Source organism: Flavobacterium sp. 5 (assembly GCF_002813295.1).
GTDB lineage: Bacteria > Bacteroidota > Bacteroidia > Flavobacteriales > Flavobacteriaceae > Flavobacterium.
This window is the reverse complement of record NZ_PHUE01000001.1, coordinates 4,518,150-4,539,937: the sequence shown is the minus strand read 5'-3', so window position 1 is coordinate 4,539,937 and position 21,788 is coordinate 4,518,150. Positions and strand designations below refer to the sequence as shown.

Annotated in this window: 16 protein-coding genes; 7 read left to right on the top strand and 9 right to left on the bottom strand. The window is 31.2% G+C overall.

Annotated features, from left to right (window positions below; genetic code table 11):
• Positions 1-3 precede the first annotated feature (3 nt).
• Positions 4-2,232: an OmpA family protein gene (locus CLU82_RS19040; RefSeq protein ID WP_100844589.1), complete on the top strand. Its 2,229-nt coding sequence runs from the start codon at positions 4-6 to the stop codon at positions 2,230-2,232.
• 99 nt (positions 2,233-2,331) lie between these two features.
• Here CLU82_RS19040 and CLU82_RS19035 read toward each other — a convergent pair whose 3' ends face one another.
• Positions 2,332-2,859, bottom strand: a complete 528-nt coding sequence (locus CLU82_RS19035; protein WP_100844588.1) for a biopolymer transporter ExbD — start codon at positions 2,857-2,859, stop codon at positions 2,332-2,334.
• Positions 2,860-3,091: 232 nt separating this feature from the next.
• Between CLU82_RS19035 and CLU82_RS19030 the strand changes: the two genes are divergently transcribed.
• Positions 3,092-3,646, top strand: a complete 555-nt coding sequence (locus tag CLU82_RS19030; protein ID WP_100844587.1) for a fasciclin domain-containing protein — start codon at positions 3,092-3,094, stop codon at positions 3,644-3,646.
• A gap of 71 nt (positions 3,647-3,717) precedes the next feature.
• On the opposite strand, the gene pheT is transcribed toward CLU82_RS19030, so the two are convergent.
• From pheT to CLU82_RS19000, 6 genes are all read right to left on the bottom strand, one after another.
• Positions 3,718-6,138, bottom strand: a complete 2,421-nt coding sequence (gene pheT / locus CLU82_RS19025) for a phenylalanine--tRNA ligase subunit beta (RefSeq protein ID WP_100844586.1) — start codon at positions 6,136-6,138, stop codon at positions 3,718-3,720.
• A gap of 294 nt (positions 6,139-6,432) precedes the next feature.
• Positions 6,433-7,296 carry a bestrophin family protein gene (locus CLU82_RS19020; RefSeq protein WP_100844585.1) on the bottom strand — a complete coding sequence of 288 codons (864 nt, stop codon included), beginning with the start codon at positions 7,294-7,296 and terminating at the stop codon, positions 6,433-6,435.
• 23 nt (positions 7,297-7,319) lie between these two features.
• On the bottom strand, positions 7,320-8,630 hold the full coding sequence (locus CLU82_RS19015; protein ID WP_100844584.1) for a TolC family protein: 1,311 nt from the start codon (positions 8,628-8,630) through the stop codon (positions 7,320-7,322).
• A gap of 65 nt (positions 8,631-8,695) precedes the next feature.
• Entirely contained in the window at positions 8,696-11,794 is a 3,099-nt protein-coding gene (locus tag CLU82_RS19010; protein ID WP_100844583.1) for an efflux RND transporter permease subunit, read from the bottom strand.
• Between the two features lie 75 nt (positions 11,795-11,869).
• Positions 11,870-12,928, bottom strand: coding sequence for an efflux RND transporter periplasmic adaptor subunit (locus tag CLU82_RS19005; protein ID WP_100844582.1), 1,059 nt, complete (start codon positions 12,926-12,928; stop codon positions 11,870-11,872).
• 212 nt (positions 12,929-13,140) lie between these two features.
• Positions 13,141-13,815 (bottom strand): MarC family protein, encoded by a 675-nt coding sequence (locus tag CLU82_RS19000; RefSeq protein WP_157813406.1) that lies wholly within the window; start codon positions 13,813-13,815, stop codon positions 13,141-13,143.
• A 395-nt stretch (positions 13,816-14,210) separates the two neighbouring features.
• On the opposite strand from CLU82_RS19000, the gene CLU82_RS18995 reads away from it, so the two are divergent.
• From CLU82_RS18995 to CLU82_RS18985, 3 genes are read left to right on the top strand one after another with little or no spacing between them, the layout of a single operon-like run.
• Positions 14,211-14,813 carry a thioredoxin fold domain-containing protein gene (locus tag CLU82_RS18995; protein ID WP_100844580.1) on the top strand — a complete coding sequence of 201 codons (603 nt, stop codon included), beginning with the start codon at positions 14,211-14,213 and terminating at the stop codon, positions 14,811-14,813.
• Between the two features lie 30 nt (positions 14,814-14,843).
• On the top strand, positions 14,844-15,698 hold the full coding sequence (locus CLU82_RS18990; RefSeq protein ID WP_100844579.1) for a hypothetical protein: 855 nt from the start codon (positions 14,844-14,846) through the stop codon (positions 15,696-15,698).
• Between the two features lie 56 nt (positions 15,699-15,754).
• A complete protein-coding gene (locus CLU82_RS18985) occupies positions 15,755-16,357 on the top strand; it encodes a PAS domain-containing protein (RefSeq protein WP_100844578.1) in 603 nt (200 codons plus the stop codon).
• A gap of 123 nt (positions 16,358-16,480) precedes the next feature.
• On the opposite strand, the gene recG is transcribed toward CLU82_RS18985, so the two are convergent.
• On the bottom strand, positions 16,481-18,589 hold the full coding sequence (recG, locus tag CLU82_RS18980; RefSeq protein WP_100844577.1) for an ATP-dependent DNA helicase RecG: 2,109 nt from the start codon (positions 18,587-18,589) through the stop codon (positions 16,481-16,483).
• Between the two features lie 250 nt (positions 18,590-18,839).
• On the opposite strand from recG, the gene CLU82_RS18975 reads away from it, so the two are divergent.
• Together CLU82_RS18975 and CLU82_RS18970 are read left to right on the top strand one after the other, a co-directional pair.
• Positions 18,840-19,385, top strand: a complete 546-nt coding sequence (locus CLU82_RS18975) for a DUF1697 domain-containing protein (RefSeq protein ID WP_100844576.1) — start codon at positions 18,840-18,842, stop codon at positions 19,383-19,385.
• Positions 19,372-21,093 (top strand): carbamoyltransferase C-terminal domain-containing protein, encoded by a 1,722-nt coding sequence (locus tag CLU82_RS18970; protein ID WP_100844575.1) that lies wholly within the window; start codon positions 19,372-19,374, stop codon positions 21,091-21,093. The genes CLU82_RS18975 and CLU82_RS18970 overlap by 14 nt, the downstream gene beginning before the upstream one ends.
• Before the next feature lie 4 nt (positions 21,094-21,097).
• On the opposite strand, the gene CLU82_RS18965 is transcribed toward CLU82_RS18970, so the two are convergent.
• Positions 21,098-21,787 carry an aspartyl/asparaginyl beta-hydroxylase domain-containing protein gene (locus CLU82_RS18965; RefSeq protein WP_100844574.1) on the bottom strand — a complete coding sequence of 230 codons (690 nt, stop codon included), beginning with the start codon at positions 21,785-21,787 and terminating at the stop codon, positions 21,098-21,100.
• Position 21,788: the final 1 nt, after the last annotated feature.

Here is a 21,788-nt window from a genome sequence, read left to right as displayed (position 1 = left end):
AAAATGAAAAGAATATATATACTCTTAATTGTATTTACAGTCCAATTTGCACAAGCTCAACAACAGGACTTGCTAAGAGCAAACCGCTTGTTTGACAAAACATATTATAGCGAAGCCATACCATTGTTTGAAAAAATTAGCCTAAAAAACCAAACTGCTGATGTAATTAAAAATTTAGGAGATTGTTATTACTACACTAATCAATACGATAAAGCTCATGCACAATATACTCTTTTAATCCAAAGCAAAAGTAAAGACCTCAATGAAGACTTCTATTTTAGATATGCACAAACATTGAAAGCAAAAGGAAAATATACTGAGGCCAATACAGTTATGAGAAACTATTATCAATCCTCTAATAACAGTGTAGCAATCGAAAAATTAGATAAGGACATCAAAAACTTAAATAATGTTTCAGCAATTGGAGAAAGATTCGAAATTGTAAATCTAGAAGTTAATACGGTAAATTCAGAATTCGGAGGTGTCGTTTTAGGTGATAATTTAGTTTTTGCAGCTGTCAAAAAGAAACCAAATCTATTTGATAAAACATATAGATGGAATAATGAAGGCTACCTAAATTTAGTAACTATTCCTTTGAAAAATGTAAATGCAAAAGATTCAATTGTGACTTATTTTTCTAAGGATTTGAAATCACCAATGCACGAATCTAATGCGATTTTTACAAAAGATGGCCAAACTATGTATTTTACCAGAAATAATTATATTAACGGTAAAAGAGGGAAAGACACAAACAAAATCTCAAATATTCAAATATACAGAGCCGAATTAGTAAATAGTAAATGGACAAATATTGTGACGTTACCTTTTAATAGCCCTAATTATTCTGTAGAACATCCTGCTTTAAGTTCTGATGAAAAAACATTATATTTTGCCTCTGATATGCCTGGAACAAAAGGGTCTTTTGATATTTTCAGTGTTTCTATTGATGGTTTAACGTATGGTTTACCAATGAATTTGGGTGATAATATCAACACCTCCAAAAGAGAACAATTTCCATTTATTTCTAAAGATAACAAATTGTATTTTTCTTCCAATGGACATGAAGGTTATGGAGCTTTGGATATCTTTGTTTCAGATGTTCAAGGTAATTCATACTCCAAAGCTTTGAATGTTGGACTTCCTGTAAATTCAGGTTATGATGATTTTGCATATTATATTGATTCAGATACTAAAGAAGGATATTTTTCATCGGATAGACTAGGGGGAAAAGGAAAAGATGACATCTATTTTTTAAAAGAAATTAAAAACTTATCTGTCGAAGATTGTAAACAATATATTGCAGGAATTATTTCTGATACCGATTCACATCTAGCATTAGAAAATGCTAAAGTCATTTTAAGAAATAGTAGTAATCAAGAAATTGAAAATGCAATAACATCAATGGATGGAAAATTTAGTTTTTCTGTTGAATGTGAATCCAAATACACCTTATTTGTAACTAAAGAAAATTATACTGAGGATTCAAAATCATTAACTATTTCGAAAGAGAGAAATAAAACCAATGATGGATCAATGTCAATTAGATCTCAAGAAATAATTAAAAAAGAAGAACAATTAGCTACAGAACAGTTAAAAGCTGCCGAATTAGTAGCACTTGAACAAAAAAGGAAAGCAGATGCTATTGCTTTACAAGAACAAAAAATAGCTGACGCAAACAATCTTAAACAAAAGAAAAAAGACGATGCAATTGCACTTGAATCAAAAAGACTAGTAGATTTAGCAGCGATTCAGCAATTAAAAACTGACAAACTAGTAGCCGATAAAAAAGAAAAAGAATTAGCTGAAACAAAGAAAAAAGAAAAAACAGCAGCCATAGTTGCCGCCGAAAAAGATGTTGTTAAAGATAAAGACCGCCTAATCATTAAAACTGATCCTATTTATTTTGATTACAATATGTGGTATATCCGAAAAGAATCTAAAAAAATTCTAAATCGTGTGGTTGAATTAATGAAGAAGTACCCAGAAATGGTTGTCGAAATTGGCTCGCATACTGATAGTCGTGGAAATGCAAAATTCAATGAGGATCTTTCTCAGAAAAGAGCTGATGCGACTAGAAATTATATTTTAGAACAAGGAATTCCTAAAAACAGAATACAAGCCAAAGGATATGGGGAGTCTGTTCCAATAGTAAAATGCGTTCCTGATGATTCTTGTGATGAAGAACAACATGAATTAAACAGAAGAAGTGAATTTGTGATTAAGAATTTATAATCTTAAATACTAAAATGATAATCATTTTTTAAATTAGAATATACTAAAAAGTCCCAACAGTTTGGGACTTTTTATTTTTAGAATACACAAATTAGTTTATTAATTTTTGGCTAAAAGTTTAGACTCTTCAGGAGTAAACTCATTTACAATTGAATATGTATCAATATTAACAATTGCCATTTCATCTAAAATATCAACTAAATTTTTAAAATTAGATTTCTCACTTGGTTTAATAATTATTATAGATCCCCTGTGAGGTAATCCCATATCAGCATAATATTTAAGTGTTTTAATTTGTTTGTTTTGTAATTCTTTTCTAATTCCATCTTTTCCATACTTAACTTTTTTAGGAGCCTCAAGAGGACATTCTAATAATCCTGAATAAGTTATAATTTTATCATTCTCATCAAGCAAAACTGTTTGAATTCGAAGTTCTGAACCAGAACTACAACCAAAACCTCCACAAGATATATCTTTTTCAGGCAAGGATAAACTCATTATTTTCTGTTTCGATAATTCAGTTGTCACCATGAAAAATATAATCAATAGAAAAGAAACGCTCACCATTGCTGTTAAATCAACTCTTGGATCTAATTTTTTACTTCTTACTTTTTTAGAATTTTCCATAGTAAATGATTTAAGCTAAATGATAATTAAATATTTTTTTATTTTGAGAATTATTGGTTCTCATAAATATAATAAATTTTGAATGTAATAAGAAAAAACGCTAAAATATTTTTAGGCTATATACTTTATTTTTGGGCAGGTTTAAAAATAATTTAAAAAATTTCAGTTTTTTCAAAACCAAAAGAAATGCAATCCCGTAAATGGAATTAGATAATCTTTAATTAATAAATTTATGAAAACTAGAAAATTTTTATCAGTTGCATTTTTTACTTTAGTATTCGGAGTAACTTGTTTTGCTCAAAAATCAGTTATGGTCGGTGGAGCAGAAATGTATCCAACAAAAAACATTATTGAAAATGCTGTCAATTCAAAAGATCACACCACATTAGTAGCTGCCGTTAAAGCTGCAGGCTTGGTAGAAACTTTACAAGGAACAGGACCATTCACCGTTTTTGCCCCAACAAATAATGCGTTTGACAAATTACCAAAAGGCACCGTTGAAACTTTGTTGAAACCTGAAAATATAAAAATGCTACAGACTATTTTAACTTATCATGTAGTAGCAGGTAAAATGAGTGCAACAGATATTGCTAATGCAATTAAAGCGGGGAATGGAAAAGCAATTTTAAAAACTGTAAGTGGCGGTACATTAACTGCCTGGATGAAAGGTAAAAATCTGTACATCACCGATGAAAAAGGAGGGATGTCTGAAGTTACCATTGCAGACGTAAATCAATCAAATGGAGTAATTCATGTTGTGGATACCGTGCTTTTGCCAAAATCATAAATCAAACAAAACCTACCAAACAAAAAAATCCAAAATCAATGATTTTGGATTTTTTTTAAACTAAAATTATATTATCTCAAACTTGCTCCAAGTTCGGTTTCAAAATTCTTTTGCAACTTGCTCATAATTTTATCAATCTGAGCATCTTCAAGTGTTTTGGTAGTGTCTTGAATAATAAAACTTAATGCGTATGATTTTTTACCTTCTGGTAAATTTTGACCTTCATATACATCAAACAAATTGACATTTTTCAGCAACGCCTTTTCAGTTTGTTTGGCTAGTGCATAAATAGAATCATACGTTACATTTTGATCTACTAATAAAGCCAAATCTCTACGAACTTCTGGATATTTAGGTATTTCTGTATACTTAATTTTACTAGACATTAATTTTAAAACCGTTGCCCAATTAAAATCAGCATATAAAACTTCTTGCTTAATTCCGAAATGCTTAAGTACCGATTTTTTAACAACTCCAAATTCAACTAAAATTTCACTTCCTATTCCTAATGCAATACCTTCTAAGAATACATCTGAAGAAACGGGTAAACTTTTAGCATTAGAAATCCCCAATCTCGAAAGTATAGCTTCAACATATCCTTTAAACAAAAAGAAATCAGAAGGTTTTTGAGTATTTGTCCAGCTCTCTTGGTTTCTATTTCCTGTTTGAAATAATGTTAAATGCTTAATTTCTTCATATCCTGCAAGAAATTTGTGGTATGATTTCCCGAATTCAAATAATTTTAAATCTGAATTTCTTCGATTAATATTATACGATATAGCTTCCAATCCAGAAAATAGTAAAGACTGACGCATCGTTGCCAAATCACTGCTTAAAGGATTTAACATGGTTACATTATAATCTTCTTTTAAAGTCTCTGAAAGCTGTACATACGAAGCTGTAGTCAATGAATTGGCCATCATTTCATTAAAACCTTGAGAATTTAATTGGCTTGCAACCGTATTTTGTATTTTATAATCTTCGTTTCTAGGAGAATTAGATACTGTTGCATTCAACTTTTTAGAGAATACTATATTATTATATCCATACACTCTCAAAATTTCCTCGATAACATCTATTTCTCTTTGTACATCTACACGGTAAGCAGGAATGGTTAATCCTAAACCAGCATCAGAAACACTATTGACTTTTATTTCTAAAGAAGCCAAAATTTGTTTGATAGTATCTTTTGGCAATTCCTGACCAATAATTCTGGAAACATTCTCAAAATTCAAAAACACAGGAAAATCTTCAATTTTCTTTTGATAGATATCTACAATATCAGATGTAATTTCTCCGCCTGCTACTTCTTGTATCAACAAAGCAGCTCTTTTTAAAGCATACTCAGTAATTGTTGGATCAATTCCTCTTTCAAACCTAAAAGAAGCATCTGTGTTCAATTGGTGTCTTTTGGCAGATTTACGTATACTAACTGGGTTAAAATAAGCACTTTCTAAGAAAATAGAAGTAGTCCTATCTGATACTCCTGATTTTTTACCTCCAAAAACACCAGCAATACATAATGGTCCTTTTTCATCACAAATCATTAAATCTTCTTCATGCAAAGTTCTTTCGATATCATCCAAAGTGGTAAACTTTGTTCCAGCAGGAAGTGTCTGTACAATAACTTTACCATTGATCATTGCTGCGTCAAAGGCATGAAGCGGTTGACCTAAATCATGCAATACATAATTAGTAACATCAACAATATTATTTTTTGGATTAATACCAATTGCTTTTAATCTGTTTTTTAACCATTCCGGTGATTCTTTTACAGAAATTCCAGAAATAGTTACTCCACAATATCTTGGAGCAAGTTGAATATCTTTTACATCAACATCTATTTTCAAAGTTCTTTTATCAACTCTAAAATTACTTACTGATGGAGTAATTAATTCTACATTAATTCCAGTTTGAATCAAACCAGCTCTTAAATCACGGGCAGTTCCTAAATGACTCATAGCATCCGCGCGATTTGGCGTTAAACCAATCTCGAAAACTTCGTCGTTTTCAATTTTGAAAACAGTTGAACCTAATGTTCCAGCAGGAACAGATGCATCCAAAACCATAATTCCGTCATGACCTTCTCCAAGACCTAATTCATCTTCAGCGCAAATCATTCCGTGGCTTTCCTGTCCTCGAATTTTTCCTTTTTTTATGGTAAATGAATTTCCTTCTTTATCATATAAAACAGTTCCAATGGTTGCTACTGGCACTTTTTGTCCAGCATCAACATTACTAGCACCGCAAACAATTTGTAATGGAATACCGTCTCCAAGATCAACAGTAGTAATTTTTAGACGATCAGCGTCAGGATGTGGTATACAAGTCAATACATGTCCTACTACAATACCTTCTAATCCTCCTTTGATGGATTGGTATTTTTCAACAATTTCTACTTCGAGCCCTAAATCGGTAAGTAATGCTGATGTTTCTTCTGATTTCCAATCTATTTTAATGAACTGTTTTAGCCAGTTATAAGATATTTTCATTTTACGTTTTTTTCAAGATTGCAAATATAATCAATGTTTCTTGAGAGTCAAAGTTAGTTTGTCGCAAAATTTCAAACTATACCAACAAATTTTGTTTTGAAATCTAAATCTAATTTAATTTCTAAATTACTAAAAATCAATACTATACAACAAAACCAACTTTAATCAAAACATTGTCATTTGCTTTTTTACTAACAAAAAAGCAAAGATCTAGCGTAAAGAGTAGTATAGATATAACCAAAATTGCTAAATCTTGCTGCTTCTAAACAAATATGAAAAATTAGTGTATTACTATTATAAAATTTCTTCTATATGTCTTTTTATATTTTGAGTAATTTTTGTTAGTGGTAAATCGTTGTCATCGTAACCAAATGGTTCTTCAATTTCTTCTGAAATTAACTCGATACTGGCTAATACGTAAAAAATAAAAGATACTACAGGAATTACGTAGTAGCCTAAAGTAAAAGTATAGGCATAGGGTAATGTTAAAACAAAAATGAATATGAATTTTTTAATAAAAGTACTGTATGAATAGGGGATAGGAGTATTTTTAATACGTTCACAAGCTCCACAAATATCAGTAAATGATTGTATTTCACTATTCAAAATAATCAATTGATCTCCAGATATTTTATGAATAACATACAAATCATTAATTTTTTGGAATAGCATTTTAGCTATTTGATTAGGTCTATGTTTGTGATGATCTAAATTCAAATCAACATGTTCAAACAATTGCATGCTTGTTTCCTCGTCTTTCAAATGCTTATTTAAAATTGAAGCATAACTTGGAATTAATTTTCGAAAATAAACCAAATCCTTCTCGTCTTTTAATATAACAGACAGTTTGATGGCTAGATTACGACTATTATTAACCAAAGCACCCCATAATTTGCGGCCTTCCCACCAACGATCATAGGCTGAATTGATTCTATAGGCTAATAATAATGAAATTACAAAACCTAATGTAGTATGAATTACCGAAAGATTTTTAATATGACTAGTTTCTTTCAATTTGAAATATTCGATCTCTAAATAAGCTACAACACCAGAATAAATTGCCACTAGAAGCACAAAAGGGAAGAGATATCTAAAGGTATCTGATTTATGCAAACGAAAGATGTAGGAAAGCCAAATTTTGGGATTGTATGATATCATTCAGATTTTTTAATCAAAAATAATTAAAAATTAAGATTACCTGCTAATTCTCTCAATGTTATTTCGGATAATTTAGCTTGAAACTGTGCGCTTGTCAAACGAATTTTTGAATTAATAAAATTCAATTGTGCTGCTCTAAACTCAACAGAAGTAATAGTTCCTATTTTAAATTTTTCAGCCGTAATCTCAATGTTTTGTTTTGCAATAGCCGTATTATTTTCCTCTAAATCAATCAAATCCAAATTAGTTAAATACACTTGAAAAGCAACAGTCAAATTACTTCTCAACTGAATTAATTGTTGATCAATTGCCAGTTTAGAATTGTCAATTTGCATTTTAGCAATTTTTTCATTTCTGTTTTGAGCATTTCCATCAAATAAATTCAAAGAAGCCGAAAAACCATAATTCAAACCATGAGACGAAGATTTACTTGTAAAACCGAGACTCGACTTTGAATCACTAAAATTATAACCTGTATTTAATGCAACAGTAGGATAACGCTCTCCTTTGATTTGCTTCAAATCTAATTCAGCTATTTTATTATTTATAATTTGCATTACTAATTCTGGATTTTGCTTTTCAGCAAGCGTCATTAATTCATCAAGCTGCAATTTACGATCTACATGAATTCCATTTGTGACTTTAAAATCCGTTTTCAAATCTCTGGCTAATATTTGGTTCAAAAGAGTTTTCGCGTTAGCATAAGCTTGTTTTTCCTTTACCAAATTCCCAAGATCAGTATTCAAATCAACTTGAGCATTTAGGACATCGAGTTTAGAATTTTTACCAATTGTATAACGGTTTTTAATAAATTCCAGCCTTTTTTGAGAAATGACAATTGTTGAATCCAAATCAGATAATTTCTGTTGTTCCTGTATCAAATCAAAATAAACCGAATTAACACTGCTCACTTTATTAATAATCGTTAATTTCATTTGAGCATCACTCATATTTTGAAATTCCTTTAACTGATCATATTTGGCAAACATTTTCATTCCATCAAAAATGGTCCAATTTAGATTTACACCATAATTTAGACTATTATTTTTAGCATTATCTAATGAAGTCGTTGTACCATCCTGACGTGTTTGAGATGAGTTCATAATACTATTCGCATCAGTAACAGAGGCAGTAGCAGAAGGTAGCATACCAGCATTCCCAATAGTTGCGTTGGTTTCGCTAATTTTTAAATTGTTTTTTGAAATTTTTATTTCAAAATTATTTTCTAAAGCTATTTTAATTGCATCTTCAAGGCTTAACACTTCCTGAGCGTTTGCTCTTGCTATACAAAACAAAAATAGTACTAGACTTTTTAATACGTTTTTAGTTTTCATGTGAATGAATTATTGGTCGTGATATTTTTATCACCACTTATATTTTTTATTTCAAAATTTAAAATCTATGATTTACTATCACTTTCATATTCTTCGATATGATCAAATTCAGGATAATGTTTCCTAGCTTTAGACCACATTAAATAAATCGCAGGAATTACAAAAAGGGTTAATGCTAAAGAGAAAATGGTTCCTCCTACAATTACAACTCCCATTCCAATTCTACTAGTAGAAGCAGCCCCCAGAGACATTGCAATAGGTAAAGCTCCCAACGCAATTGCCAAACTTGTCATCAAAATTGGGCGCAAACGAGCTTCCGAAGCTTCCATAATAGCTTCGTATTTTGGTTTTCCTTGTTCTCGTAACTGATTAGCAAATTCTACAATCAAAATTCCATTTTTGGTTACTAAACCAATAAGCATTACGGTTCCAATCTGGCTAAAAATATTCCAAGTTTGATTGAACAACCAAAGAGAAAACAAAGCTCCCGCAACTGCCATGGGTACCGTAAGTATGATAATAAATGGATCAATAAAACTCTCAAACTGAGCTGCAAGAATCAAAAATATTAATAATAATGCTAATCCAAATGCAAAAGATGTATTAGAGCTACTTTCGACAAAGTCACGAGATTCACCACTTAAATCAGTAGTAAAACTGTCATCCAAAACTTTAGTTTTAATTTCATCCATTGCGCTAATACCATCACTGATACTTTTACCAGGAGCTAAACCAGCAGAAACAGTTGCCGACATGTATCTATTATTATGAAACAATTGTGGAGGATTACTTTGTTCTTCCACATTAACAACATTATCCATCTGAATCAATTCTCCTTTGTCGTTTTTAACAAACATCGAAGTTAAATCCAAAGGTTTAGAACGGTCTTTTTGATCAAATTGCCCAATAACTTGGTATTGCTTTCCATTTTTAATAAAATAACCAAAACGCTGTCCACTTAATGAAAGTTGCAAGGTTTGAGCAATATCAATAATAGAAATCCCTAAACTCTCGGCTTTTGCTCGATCAATACTGACATTGATTTCCGGTTTATTAAATTTTAAATTGACATCGGTAACAGAGAAAACATCACTTTTGCCTACTTCATCCATAAAAATAGGAATTTTTTCTCTTAATTTCTCAAAAGTTGGAGCTTGAATGATATATTGAATTGGTAAACCTCCACGTCGGTTTACAGCAATTGTAGGTTGCTGCATGACTGATATTTTAGCATCTGGATATTTTGTTGTCCATTTAGATAGTTCGTCTGCAATATCTTTTTGAGATTTTTTTCTTTCATCAGGTTCTGTTAATGAAAGTCGGATAAATCCAGTGTTAGCAGCAGATGATCCAAAACCAGGAGCAGTAACAACTAAACTTACTTTTCTCTCAGGAATAGAATCATCTACCAACTTAGAGATTTCTTGCATAAAGCGATCCGTATATTCATAAGACGATCCCTCAGGAGTTGTCATACGCATAGTTACAGAACTACGGTCGTCATAAGGCGCAGTTTCTTTTGGAAGTATTGTAAAAAATAAATAAATCAACCCAAAACAAGCAATTAAAATTGGAAAACTAACCCATTTTTTATTCATGAATCGTTGTAAAGAATCTGCATAACCGCTATTTAATTTTTCGAAAAACGGTTCGGTTCTAACGTAGAATTTTGATTTTTTTTGTTCACCACCTTTCATTAAATATGCATTCAACATAGGTGTCAAAGTCAATGATACAAAAGCCGAAATTAATACTGCAGCACCAATCACAACTCCAAACTCTCGAAAAAGGCGCCCTACGAAACCTTCCAAGAAAATTACAGGTAAAAACACTGCTGCTAACGTTACTGAGATTGAAATTACAGCATAGAAAATTTCATTAGAACCTTTGATAGCTGCTTCAATAGGAGACATTCCTTCCTCAACTTTTTTGAAAATATTTTCGGTAACTACAATTCCATCATCTACAACCAAACCAGTAGCCAAAACAATTGCTAATAAGGTCAATACGTTTATCGAAAATCCGAAAAGCCACATAATAAAAAAAGTAGCAATTAAAGAAACTGGAATATCAATTAAAGGTCTAAAAGCTATAGCCCAGTCTCTAAAAAATAAATAAATAATAATGATAACCAAAAGAATCGAAATTCCCAAAGTTTCAGCCACTTCAAGCACTGATTTTTTTACAAAAATGGTATTATCTAAAGCAATATTTAGTTTAATATCTTTCGGTAAATCCTTTTTTAATGCGTCATATTTTTTATAAAATTCTTTTGAAATATCTAAATAATTAGCTCCTGGCATTGGAACAATAGCTAAACCAATCATAGGGAGTCCAGATTGTGTCAATTGAGTTTCGATAACTTCAGGTCCTAAACTAGCTCTTCCTACATCACTAAGACGAACAATTTTGTCTCCATCAGTCCGAATGATAATGTTATTAAACTCTTCTGGTTTTGATAAATTCCCAATAGTTTTTACAGTAAGTTCGGTATTATTTCCAGTCAATTTTCCTGATGGTAATTCCACATTCTGAGCATTTAAAGCTGTACGAACATCAGATACTGTACAGTTATAAGCACTAAGTTTTGCAGGATCAATCCATAAACGCATCGCATATCGTTTTTGTCCCCAAATTTGAACACCACTTACTCCAGGAATAGTTTCTAATCGTTGCGAAATTACATTTTCGGCATAATCACTTAATTCTAAAGAACTTCGCGAATCACTTTGCACAGTCATTGAAATAATTGACTCACTATCAGCATCTGCTTTGGAAACAACTGGTGGAGCATCAATATCTTGAGGTAAACTTCGAACTGCTTGAGAAACTTTATCTCGAACATCATTGGCTGCACTTTCAAGATCTTTATCTAAATTAAATTCTATTGTAATATTACTACTCCCTTGATTACTAGAAGAGGTAATATTTCGAATTCCGTCAATAGCGTTTACAGCTTTTTCTAGTGGTTCAGTAATTTGTGATTCGATAATATCAGAATTGGCTCCTGTATAATTGGTTCTAATAGAAACTTGAGCAGGGTCAATTGAAGGGAATTCGCGAACACCCAAAAAGGTAAAACCTAGAAAACCAAATAATATAATTAAAAGATTTAATACTATGGTTAAAACGGGTCTTCTTATACTTGTAGTTGATAAACTCATATGAGATTTATAATTTTAGAGTTTAGATTTTATATTTTTTAAACTTTTGACTTTATCCCTTTCAGATAAAGTGACTTATTTTATATTAACTTTTATTGGAGCATCATTCTTTAATGACATTACACCTCCAGTTATTAAGGTATCACCAACTTTTAATCCTGAAAGAATCAAAATAGAAGAATCGGTTCTTGTAGTAGCTTCTACCATAACTTCTTTGGCTTTGCCCATATTGGCGATATAAACTTTTTTACCATTCTGAACAGGTATAATTGACTCGGATGGAATAACTATTGCATCATTAATAATATCTAATGGTAATTTTACATCTGCAAAAGTTCCAGGGAAAAGTTTTCCATCAATATTATCTGCAATCGCTCTAATTTGTAAAGTACGTGTAGCTACTTCTACTTCTGGCTCAATAGCATATATTTTGGCAGTGTACACTTTAGTAGATCCCGAAACAGTAAAATCTATAGCTGAATTTGATTTTACTTCTGCTGCGTATTTTTCGGGAATAGAAAATGTAATTTTTAATTTTCCAGTATTGACTAATTTTGCTACCATAACTGTAGGTGTAATATAAGTTCCTGGAGAAATTGAACGTAATCCTATTTTTCCTGAAAAAGGAGCCCGAACAGATGTTTTTGAAATTTGAGCCTTTACCAACTGACTTTGTGCTTGAGCAGATTTATAATCGGCTCTTGCTATATCATATTCTTCTTGGCTAATTGCTTCCTTTTGTAATAATAACTTAGCTCTTCTTTCATTTTCGGCAGCTAAACCTTCTTTTGTACTAGCTTGAGTTAATTGCGCTCTTAACTCTATATCATTTACTTTAAATAATATTTGTCCTTTGGTCACATTGCTACCTTCTTGAAAATAAATACCCTCAACAATTCCTGAAACTTCTGAGTGAATTTCAATCTGCTCATTTGCTTCAATAGAGCCAGAAAGAGATAAGTTATTGTCAAAAGTTTTAGAACGAACTACTATCCCTGTAACGGTCACTGGTTTATCTTTTGCGCCTTTATCTTTTGAATCATTTTTTTTCGCACTATTAGAAGTAATTCTATAGCCAATAAATCCAACAAAACATAGTAATAATAAGATGTAGACAATGTTTTTTATTTTCATAAGTAGGGTATAAATAAAGTTAAATAATTCCTTTAGTTAAGGAAAAGCAAATTTAGGTTTTAGAATTGTTAAAAGTTGAATTGTTAATTTTTATTTAACGTTTGTACATACAAGTATTAATATTTAGCCAAAACTTGTTTTAGCTAAAATATAAGACTTTCAAAATTCCAAAAGGTTTAATCAATAAGATAAAAAGGTTTAAATTTTTAAAATTACTTTAAAGAAAGAAGTACTTGTAATCCTTCCCAAAAAATTTGCAAACCAATACAAAATACGATAAAGGCACTTAAACGATTTACAATTTGTTTTCCTCTTTCACCTATTTTTTCTAATAGAATATGCGTATTGGCAACACATATATAAATAACAACGGTCATACAAAAAATCCCAACAATTAGAGCACTAGTATTCCATAAATATTGTTCGATATTTTGGAATGAAGTTGATGCACTCAATGTTAGCAAAACAGAAATCGTACCAGCTCCACACATCATCGGAAAAGACATGGGGTAAAATAATGAGTTTTCAATTTTTGAGAATTTATCTTGAGGCTGAATCGTTTTTTCTGAAGAACTATTTTCAGAAGCGCTATTATCCGAATTTAATAAATTCCATCCCATATTACAAATTGTTAATCCACCAGCAATTTGAACTATTGGTAATGAAAGCCCAAATAATTTTAAAATCCAACTACCAATGATCACAGAAGTAACACATATAACAAAGCAATATAATGCTATTTTTTTAGCAGCCACAAGTCGTTCTTTTCGGCTTAAATGAGTTAACATTGGATCTATTATGAAAGAAGTTCCTACTGGATTTACTGGAGGAAATAATGTTAGGAAAGCAACGAATACTAAATGTATGAAAGTTATAATTGGAGCCATAAAAAAAATATAATCATTTAGAATGTTTATTAAACGTATCAGCTGAATAATATGAATAAATTTTAATTTTATTAACATTTCATTTAAAAACAAAATCAATAATTAACTAATCTTTTATCTCTTGATTTTAACTTTTACAAGCTAAAAGCAAGTAAAATAAGACGTAATATTTTTTTTTATGTATTTTGTTTCTTTTTTTTGCACTTTATCTATTTTATTTGTAATATTGATATTGTTAAAGAAAGTGGTTGTTTTTTAACTTTATAAAAACATTCTTCATTAAAATAATGTTAAAATATAAAAACAAGACCATTTTTTAAACCTTTTAAAATTAGTAGAAATAATTGAATTAACAAGTGTTTACCTTTTTTTGTTTTTAACTAAATAATTGATCTATGAAGAAAAAAATACTTCTGGGCTTATGGTTTTCATTATTACTTGTTGCAATTGCTTTTTTATTCTGGCAGAACGAATATAAATATAGTCTACCAACACCTATTCCAAAAAATTATCATGACGTTGCCATGGGGACCAAAATTGACTTGGGACAATGTTGCGTTGAAGATAGCAAACCAGTTTTTATCCACTTTTTTAATCCTGATTGTCCCTGCTCACGATTTAATGTACCTCATATAAGTACACTAATCAAAAAGTATGGAGATAAAATCAATTTTAAAATTGTTGTTCTAAACAAACAGAAAAATTTCACAATAGAAGAAATCCAAAAAAAATTTAATTCTGATGATATCCCTGTCTTTTTTGATGAAGAAATTGCTAAAAAATGCGGTGTTTTTTCGACTCCCCAAGCAGTCCTTTTAGATGGATCTCACAACTTATATTACCGTGGAAACTACAACAAAACAAGATATTGTACTAATGCCGATAGTAATTATGCTCAAATGGCAATAGAATCTTTACTAAAGAAAACTAATTCCCCTTCATTTGATGCTTTAGCACTTAGGGCATACGGATGTTCATTACCAAAATGCAATAAATAAATCTAACTTTAACCTAAATTACCTATATCTATGAAAACAAAAGCTAGTTTGAATGAACAAGATTATCTTCACAATTTTACGTCAACAATGACGCAAAAATCAGACACTATTATTAACTATGTCCTTGCCGCTTATTTTTTACTTGGAATTGGGTTATCATTTAAGTACGATACTTATGAAATTGGAGTAGGAGTAGGAACTTTAAATTTGGTAGCTTATTATTCTGCAAAAATTTTTCTAAAAAAATCGAAATTCTACCAATATGTATTATCGGTAGTGTTATCTGTCTTTATGGCACTGTACATATATCAAATGCACGGTCTATTCGAAATGCATTTTACAGTTTTTATTGCTAGTACGATTTTAATTATTTACCAAAATTGGAAACTCCAAATTCCGCTTACCCTTTTAGTGGTTTTACATCACGGAGGTTTAGCTTACTTACAAAATTTTGTTTATAATGATGCCGCAGGACCTCAAGTGTTTTTTTCGCAAGTAAATTTTGATGTAGAAACGTTTCTTATCCATGTTGTGTTAGCGGCTGTAGTATTTTTTATGAATGGATACTGGGCATATTATTTTAAAGAACATAGTCAAAACCATATTTCTAAAATTTCTGATGAATATGAACTAGAAAATATTAAACTAGCTTCAGCAAAATATAACTCAATATCAGCAAACAAAGAATATAATGATTTCATAAACAAAGTAACTCTTGATTTGAAAATGCCTGTAAATTCAGTTTTAAAACTCATTGATGCTTCAAAAGATCATACCGATAATGATGAACTTCTAAATTATTTGGAAAGGATGAGAGAAAGTACTCAAAAAATTGATGATTTAGTGAATGACATACATCATAAATCAAAAATCGGTAGAAGTTAATATGCAATTAAAATCAACCAAAAAACATAATTAATTTAATTTTAAATGCAAAGTTTATGGATACCAATACTACGCGCCCAACACCATCAAACAGAGAAGTTGATTGGAATAAAACTAAAGTATTATTAAGTAAAACCGACACAAAGGGAACTATTTTATATGCTAATGAGGATTTTATAGATGTATCAGGTTATGACGAATTTGAATTAATTGGTCAACCTCATAATATTGTTCGCCATCCTGAAATGCCAAAAGTGATTTTTAAATTCATGTGGGATAATATTAAATCCAATAAAAATATTCATGTAGTAATCAAAAACATGTCAAAAACAGGAAGATACTATTGGGTAGTTACTGATTTTAAGATTATTTCTGATGCTGATGGGGAAATTGTAGGATACTTTGGCACAAGAAAATCTGTTCCTGAAGATATAATAGTAAAATTTATAGAACCTTTATATAAAAAGCTACTACATATTGAAGAAGTTAGCGGGATTGATGGTTCCGAAAATTATTTAATAGGATTTTTAGAAGAACGCAAAAAAACGTACATGGAATATATCGATCATCTTATAACAACTGGAAAAGATGATAAAAATAAAGTAAGTAAAGGTTTATTTACAGGGCTTTTCGAAAAGAAAACACCTCCTAAAAAATAAAAGAATAAAACCATATACTTCATTTTATCTATTCTAAAGTATTTTAGACATAATCTAAGATCAAGATGATAATTTGAAGTATATAGGTTTTAATAATCTGAGAGAAGTTTATAATTTGAGAAACTAACTAATATAATTCCAAATATTTTTCTTTTTTGTCAATTCAATAAAAACGGCTTTTAGGATAGTATTCTCAGGCTTTTGCATAGGAGCATCATCTTTTAGAATTTTAATAGCATAGTTTCGTGCCAAAAGTAAAATATCCTTATCTCTGACAATATCAGCAATTTGAAGATTTAGAACACCGCTTTGTTGAGTCCCCATCAAATCACCAGGTCCCCGAAGTTTTAAATCAACTTCGGCTATTTCAAAACCATCATTGGTACTTACCATGGTTTCCATTCGTGTTTTACTATCACTTGATAACTTGAAAGAGGTCATCAAAATACAATAACTTTGATCGGCACCACGACCCACACGGCCTCGCAACTGATGTAGTTGTGACAAACCAAAACGCTCAGCACTTTCTATAATCATTACACTTGCATTGGGCACATTTACACCCACTTCGATAACGGTTGTAGCGACCATAATGTTTGTTTTTCCTTCGGAAAATCGCTTCATTTCTGAATCTTTTTCAGCAGGTTTCATTTTACCGTGAAGGATCGAAACAGAATATTTAGGCAATGGAAAATCACGGGAAATACTCTCATAACCATCCATTAAATCTTTATAATCCATCTTTTCAGATTCCTGAATCAACGGATAAACAATATATATTTGACGTCCCAAAGCAATTTCATCTCGAATAAATTTCCAAACTTTTAGTCTATTGCTATCAAAACGATGTACGGTTTGAATGGGTTTTCTTCCAGGAGGTAATTCATCAATAACTGAAATATCAAGGTCTCCATATAAACTCATAGCCAAGGTTCTTGGAATCGGCGTAGCAGTCATCACTAAAATATGAGGAGGAATTGTATTTTTTTTCCACAACTTAGAACGTTGCTCCACTCCAAAACGGTGTTGCTCATCAATAACGGCTAATCCTAAATTTTGAAATTTGACTTTATCTTCCAACAAGGCATGAGTTCCAATTAGAATTTGCAAAGAACCATTTTCCAGTTCTTCGTGTATAATTCTACGAGCGGCAATTTTGGTAGAACCAGTAAGTATTTTTATATTGATATTTAAAGAAGCAGCCAATTCCGATAATCCAATAAAATGCTGATTAGCCAGAATCTCTGTTGGGGCCATCAAACAAGTCTGAAAACCATTATCCAGAGCCAATAACATACTCATAAAAGCAACTATTGTTTTGCCAGAACCAACATCACCTTGTAATAATCGATTCATTTGAGCATTGCTACCCATATCGGTTCTAATCTCTTTGATAACTCTTTTTTGAGCATTAGTTAACTCAAAAGGAAGGTGATTTTGGTAAAAATCATTGAAAAAATCTCCAACTTTGGAAAATGGATGCCCTTTTATTTTATGCTTCTGAATTAAATTCTTTGTGATCAACTGTAACTGAATAAAGAACAATTCTTCAAATTTTAATCGGAATTGGGCTTTCGCCAAAATATCGCCACTTTTAGGAAAATGAATATTGAATAAGGCAGCATTTTTAGGAATTAACTGTAATTCATTTGTCAAATAAGAGGGCAAAGTTTCACTAAATAATGCTTGCGTTTCCATAAATAATTGCTGCATCATTTTATTCACCACACGATTTGTGACACCTCGATTTGTCAAAGTTTCGGTAGAGGGATAAACAGGTTGCATGGCAGAACGCAAACTCTTTTCGTGTTCACTCAACAATTCAATATCAGGATGTGCCATGCTAAATTGGCTACCATATTGTGCGCATTTTCCAAAAACAACACAGACCTCGTTAAGTTTCAAACTTTCTCTAATCCATTTATGTCCTTGAAACCAGTTGAGATCAATTTGCCCCGTATCGTCTACAAATGTCGCCACTAATCGTTTTTGGTTTTTACCAAATTCAACCGTTTTAATATTGATGATTTTTCCAATAATCTGAACTTCAGCAATATTATTTTGAAGTTCATTAATCTTGTAATAACGGGTACGATCGATATAGCGATTCGGAAAAAAATTGACCAAATCACCATATTTAAAAATCCCTAATTCTTTACGTAGCAATGCACCCCTGGTGGGACCAACGCCTTTAAGATATTCTATTGGGGTTTCTAGTAAATTATTGGACATTTATGATTTTAGCTTTTAGAATGCAGATTTTAGATTTTCTCTAAATAATCTTTATTCTAGTTCTTTTTTCTTTAAGAAAAGCGAAGATAGTTGTTTGTTAGGAAATTTAAAAATGGAGTTTTTTAATAAATTCAGTAAAAACTGTAATATCTAATTTTGTAAATTATTGAATTTAGAAAGAAATATAGGAAGAATAACATCAAATTTATTATAAAGTCAATACTTTTGTTTTCATTAAAAAACTAAAAAAATGACAACCCATCTCGCACTACTTAGAGGTATTAATGTTTCTGGTCACAACATGATGAAAATGGAGGTTTTAAAAATCACTTTAGAAAATATTGGCTTTCAAAATGTAGTGACTTATATTCAATCAGGAAATGTTTTTGTGGATACAGATGAGGAAAATTCTGCTGCTGTAGGTTTCAAAATCAAACAGGAAATTTTCAAGGCTTTTGGACACGAAGTTCCAATTGTGGTTATAGGAAAAACGGATTTAGAGAAATGCTTTAAAAACAACTCCTTTTTGAAAGAAAAAGAAGTTGACATAAAAAAATTATATGTTGCTTTTGTTTCTCAAACATTGAAAAGTGACAGTATTAATGATTTAAAGATGAGCCAGGTAAAACCAGATGAAGCTCATATTGATGAAAACAGAATCTATATTAAATACAATGTTGGAGCAGGAAAAACTAGATTTGATCAAAAATACATTGAAAAAAAATTAAATATTACGGCTACTATTAGGAATTGGAATACAGTGACACAGTTGCTTAAAATGTATGATGAACGATAAAGTGACTCCACCCATTTATGTTCTTGGAACAGGCCTATCCCATAACGGTTCAGCAATATTGTTAAAAAACGGTCGTGTTTGTGTTGGTATTGAAAAAGAACGCATCAGTAGAAAAAAGCACGATGGTGGTAATGATACCTTAGCTATTCAATATTGTTTAGATGCGGAAGGTATTAAATTGAGTGATGTCGCTTTAGTAGTACAATGCGCTAATTTTGATATTCCTAATCGAAACCAATTTAGAGGTGAAAGAATTTTTGCAACAGCAAATGAACCTCAGATTATTGATATATCGCATCATTTAGCTCATGCTTATAGTGCTGTGGGGACTTCTCCTTTTTCTGAATGCGCAGTCATGGTAATTGATGGTTGCGGCAGTCCATTAGATCAGTTTTTGAATATGCATCCCGAACAGAAAAAACATATTGATTCTTCTTTTCTGAAGGAAGTACAAATGCTATGTGAGAAAGACAGCTTTTACCATTTTGATGGTCAAAAACTGACTCCATTGTTCAAAGATTTTAGTAATATGTCAGGAGCTGTGACGAGTGAACTAAAGCTTCCTACGACACAGCATTCCATTGGTGGGTTTTATGCTGCAGTTAGCCTTTATGTTTTTGGCGACATGGATGATGTAGGGAAATTAATGGGATTGGCTCCTTTTGGGGATGCCAAGGATTTTACTTTTGATGCTTTTGAATTTGAATCCGGATGTTTGTTAGTAAAAGACAGCTGGAAACAATATTTTACCAATCCTTCTCAAGGTTATGATTATTTTAAAAAACATTTTTCTTATTACGCTAATGTGGCAAAGTGGGCACAGGAGCAAGTAGAAAAAGCTGTTATTTACTGCATTTCCAATCGTTTAGAACGATTTCCTCATAAAAATCTATGCTATACAGGTGGCGTAGCTCTTAATGCTGTTGCAAATGCTAAACTGGAAGATGCACAAATAGCCGAAAATATTTATTTTGAACCCGCTGCAGGAGATAATGGTTTGGCACTGGGTTGTGCGTATTATGGATGGTTAGAGCATCTAAAAATGCCAAAAGTAACTCATGAAGGAACCACTTGCTTTGGAAAACAATACAGTGAAAAACAAATAGAAATTGCTATTCAAAAAGAAGCTAATAAAACCTATACACAAACAAAATTTGAAACCGAAGAGGATTTAATTTTATATTGTGCCAAAAAATTAAACGAAGGTAAAACTGTAGCTTGGTTTCAATCGGGGGCTGAGTTTGGACCACGATCATTAGGTAGAAGGAGCATTTTAGCTCATCCAGGAATCGACGGAATGAAAGTACATATAAATGCAAACATCAAATTTAGAGAAGATTTTCGACCTTTTGCTCCAGCTGTATTAAAAGAAGAAGTAGGGACTTATTTTGAAACGGGCAGATACAGTCCTTATATGATTTTGGTTGATAAAACCCGCCCTGAATTTCTAAAACAATTATGTAATGTAACACATTGTGATGGTTCAGCTCGAGTTCAAACTGTGGAAGAGACTTGGAATCCACGATTTGTGAAATTGCTAAAAGAGTTTAAAAACCAAAGCGGAATTGCAGTATTACTCAATACCAGTTTGAATAAAAAAGGAATGCCAATTGTTGAAACTCCAGAAGAAGCCCTTAACTTATTTGGGATTTCTGCACTGGATATTTTGGTTCTTGAGAATGTAGTCTTAGAGAAGAATAATGATTAATAATCTATTTAATTTCTTTGATTAAATCGTTTGCTATGGAAGAATTCATGAGCTGCAATTCGGCAATCATAAGTTGTTTTTGTTCTTCACTAATAATATCTTTTGGTTTTATGAATTGATTAGGATTTGCTTCCGTAAAAAAAAGTTTATCTGTCCATTCATTCCGAATACCATCAATAACTAAATGTATGCGGTCATTTTTTCCTCTATTAGCCACTGAATGTATAAAATTAGCATCAATGTACCAGCATTCACCTTCATTCATTATAACCCGATTACCATCCAAAATAAATTCTACCTCACTATTAGTAATGATGGGAATGTGTAATCGAAAAGAACCGTCTTCATAACCTAAACAATGATCACTGTGTGGTTTAATTTCGGCTCCAACTGCTAATTGTAACAATCTGACGGCAGTTTTTTCAAAAAGAAAACCATTCAAAATGGACTTAAAATATTCACAGGAATCCAAAATTTCTGTATTTACAATTGGCTCATTGCCATTTGGAAAAGCATATATAGCATCTGATTTCCCACTTTGTGACATCAAAGCAATAGAAGTCCATTTACCCGAATAATCATTGGAATTATAATGATCAATCCAGTTTAGCTCCAACACTTTTTGAACATCAGTTTTTAAACGTTCTGTGTCAAAAACAATTGGAAATTTTATTGTTCTTACTAATTCTTCCATA

Excerpts from the sequence above, each read along its gene's own strand:
- CLU82_RS18970 (WP_100844575.1), top strand. The coding sequence starts at position 19,372 with ATGATGAACGATAAAGTGACTCCACCCATTTATGTTCTTGGAACAGGC.
- CLU82_RS19035 (WP_100844588.1), bottom strand. The coding sequence starts at position 2,859 with ATGGAAAATTCTAAAAAAGTAAGAAGTAAAAAATTAGATCCAAGAGTT.
- recG (WP_100844577.1), bottom strand. The coding sequence starts at position 18,589 with ATGTCCAATAATTTACTAGAAACCCCAATAGAATATCTTAAAGGCGTT.
- CLU82_RS19010 (WP_100844583.1), bottom strand. The coding sequence starts at position 11,794 with ATGAGTTTATCAACTACAAGTATAAGAAGACCCGTTTTAACCATAGTA.
- CLU82_RS18965 (WP_100844574.1), bottom strand. The coding sequence starts at position 21,787 with ATGGAAGAATTAGTAAGAACAATAAAATTTCCAATTGTTTTTGACACA.
- CLU82_RS19000 (WP_157813406.1), bottom strand. The coding sequence starts at position 13,815 with ATGGCTCCAATTATAACTTTCATACATTTAGTATTCGTTGCTTTCCTA.
- CLU82_RS19040 (WP_100844589.1), top strand. The coding sequence starts at position 4 with ATGAAAAGAATATATATACTCTTAATTGTATTTACAGTCCAATTTGCA.
- CLU82_RS18990 (WP_100844579.1), top strand. The coding sequence starts at position 14,844 with ATGAAAACAAAAGCTAGTTTGAATGAACAAGATTATCTTCACAATTTT.
- pheT (WP_100844586.1), bottom strand. The coding sequence starts at position 6,138 with ATGAAAATATCTTATAACTGGCTAAAACAGTTCATTAAAATAGATTGG.
- CLU82_RS19005 (WP_100844582.1), bottom strand. The coding sequence starts at position 12,928 with ATGAAAATAAAAAACATTGTCTACATCTTATTATTACTATGTTTTGTT.
- CLU82_RS19030 (WP_100844587.1), top strand. The coding sequence starts at position 3,092 with ATGAAAACTAGAAAATTTTTATCAGTTGCATTTTTTACTTTAGTATTC.
- CLU82_RS18985 (WP_100844578.1), top strand. The coding sequence starts at position 15,755 with ATGGATACCAATACTACGCGCCCAACACCATCAAACAGAGAAGTTGAT.
- CLU82_RS18975 (WP_100844576.1), top strand. The coding sequence starts at position 18,840 with ATGACAACCCATCTCGCACTACTTAGAGGTATTAATGTTTCTGGTCAC.
- CLU82_RS18995 (WP_100844580.1), top strand. The coding sequence starts at position 14,211 with ATGAAGAAAAAAATACTTCTGGGCTTATGGTTTTCATTATTACTTGTT.
- CLU82_RS19020 (WP_100844585.1), bottom strand. The coding sequence starts at position 7,296 with ATGATATCATACAATCCCAAAATTTGGCTTTCCTACATCTTTCGTTTG.
- CLU82_RS19015 (WP_100844584.1), bottom strand. The coding sequence starts at position 8,630 with ATGAAAACTAAAAACGTATTAAAAAGTCTAGTACTATTTTTGTTTTGT.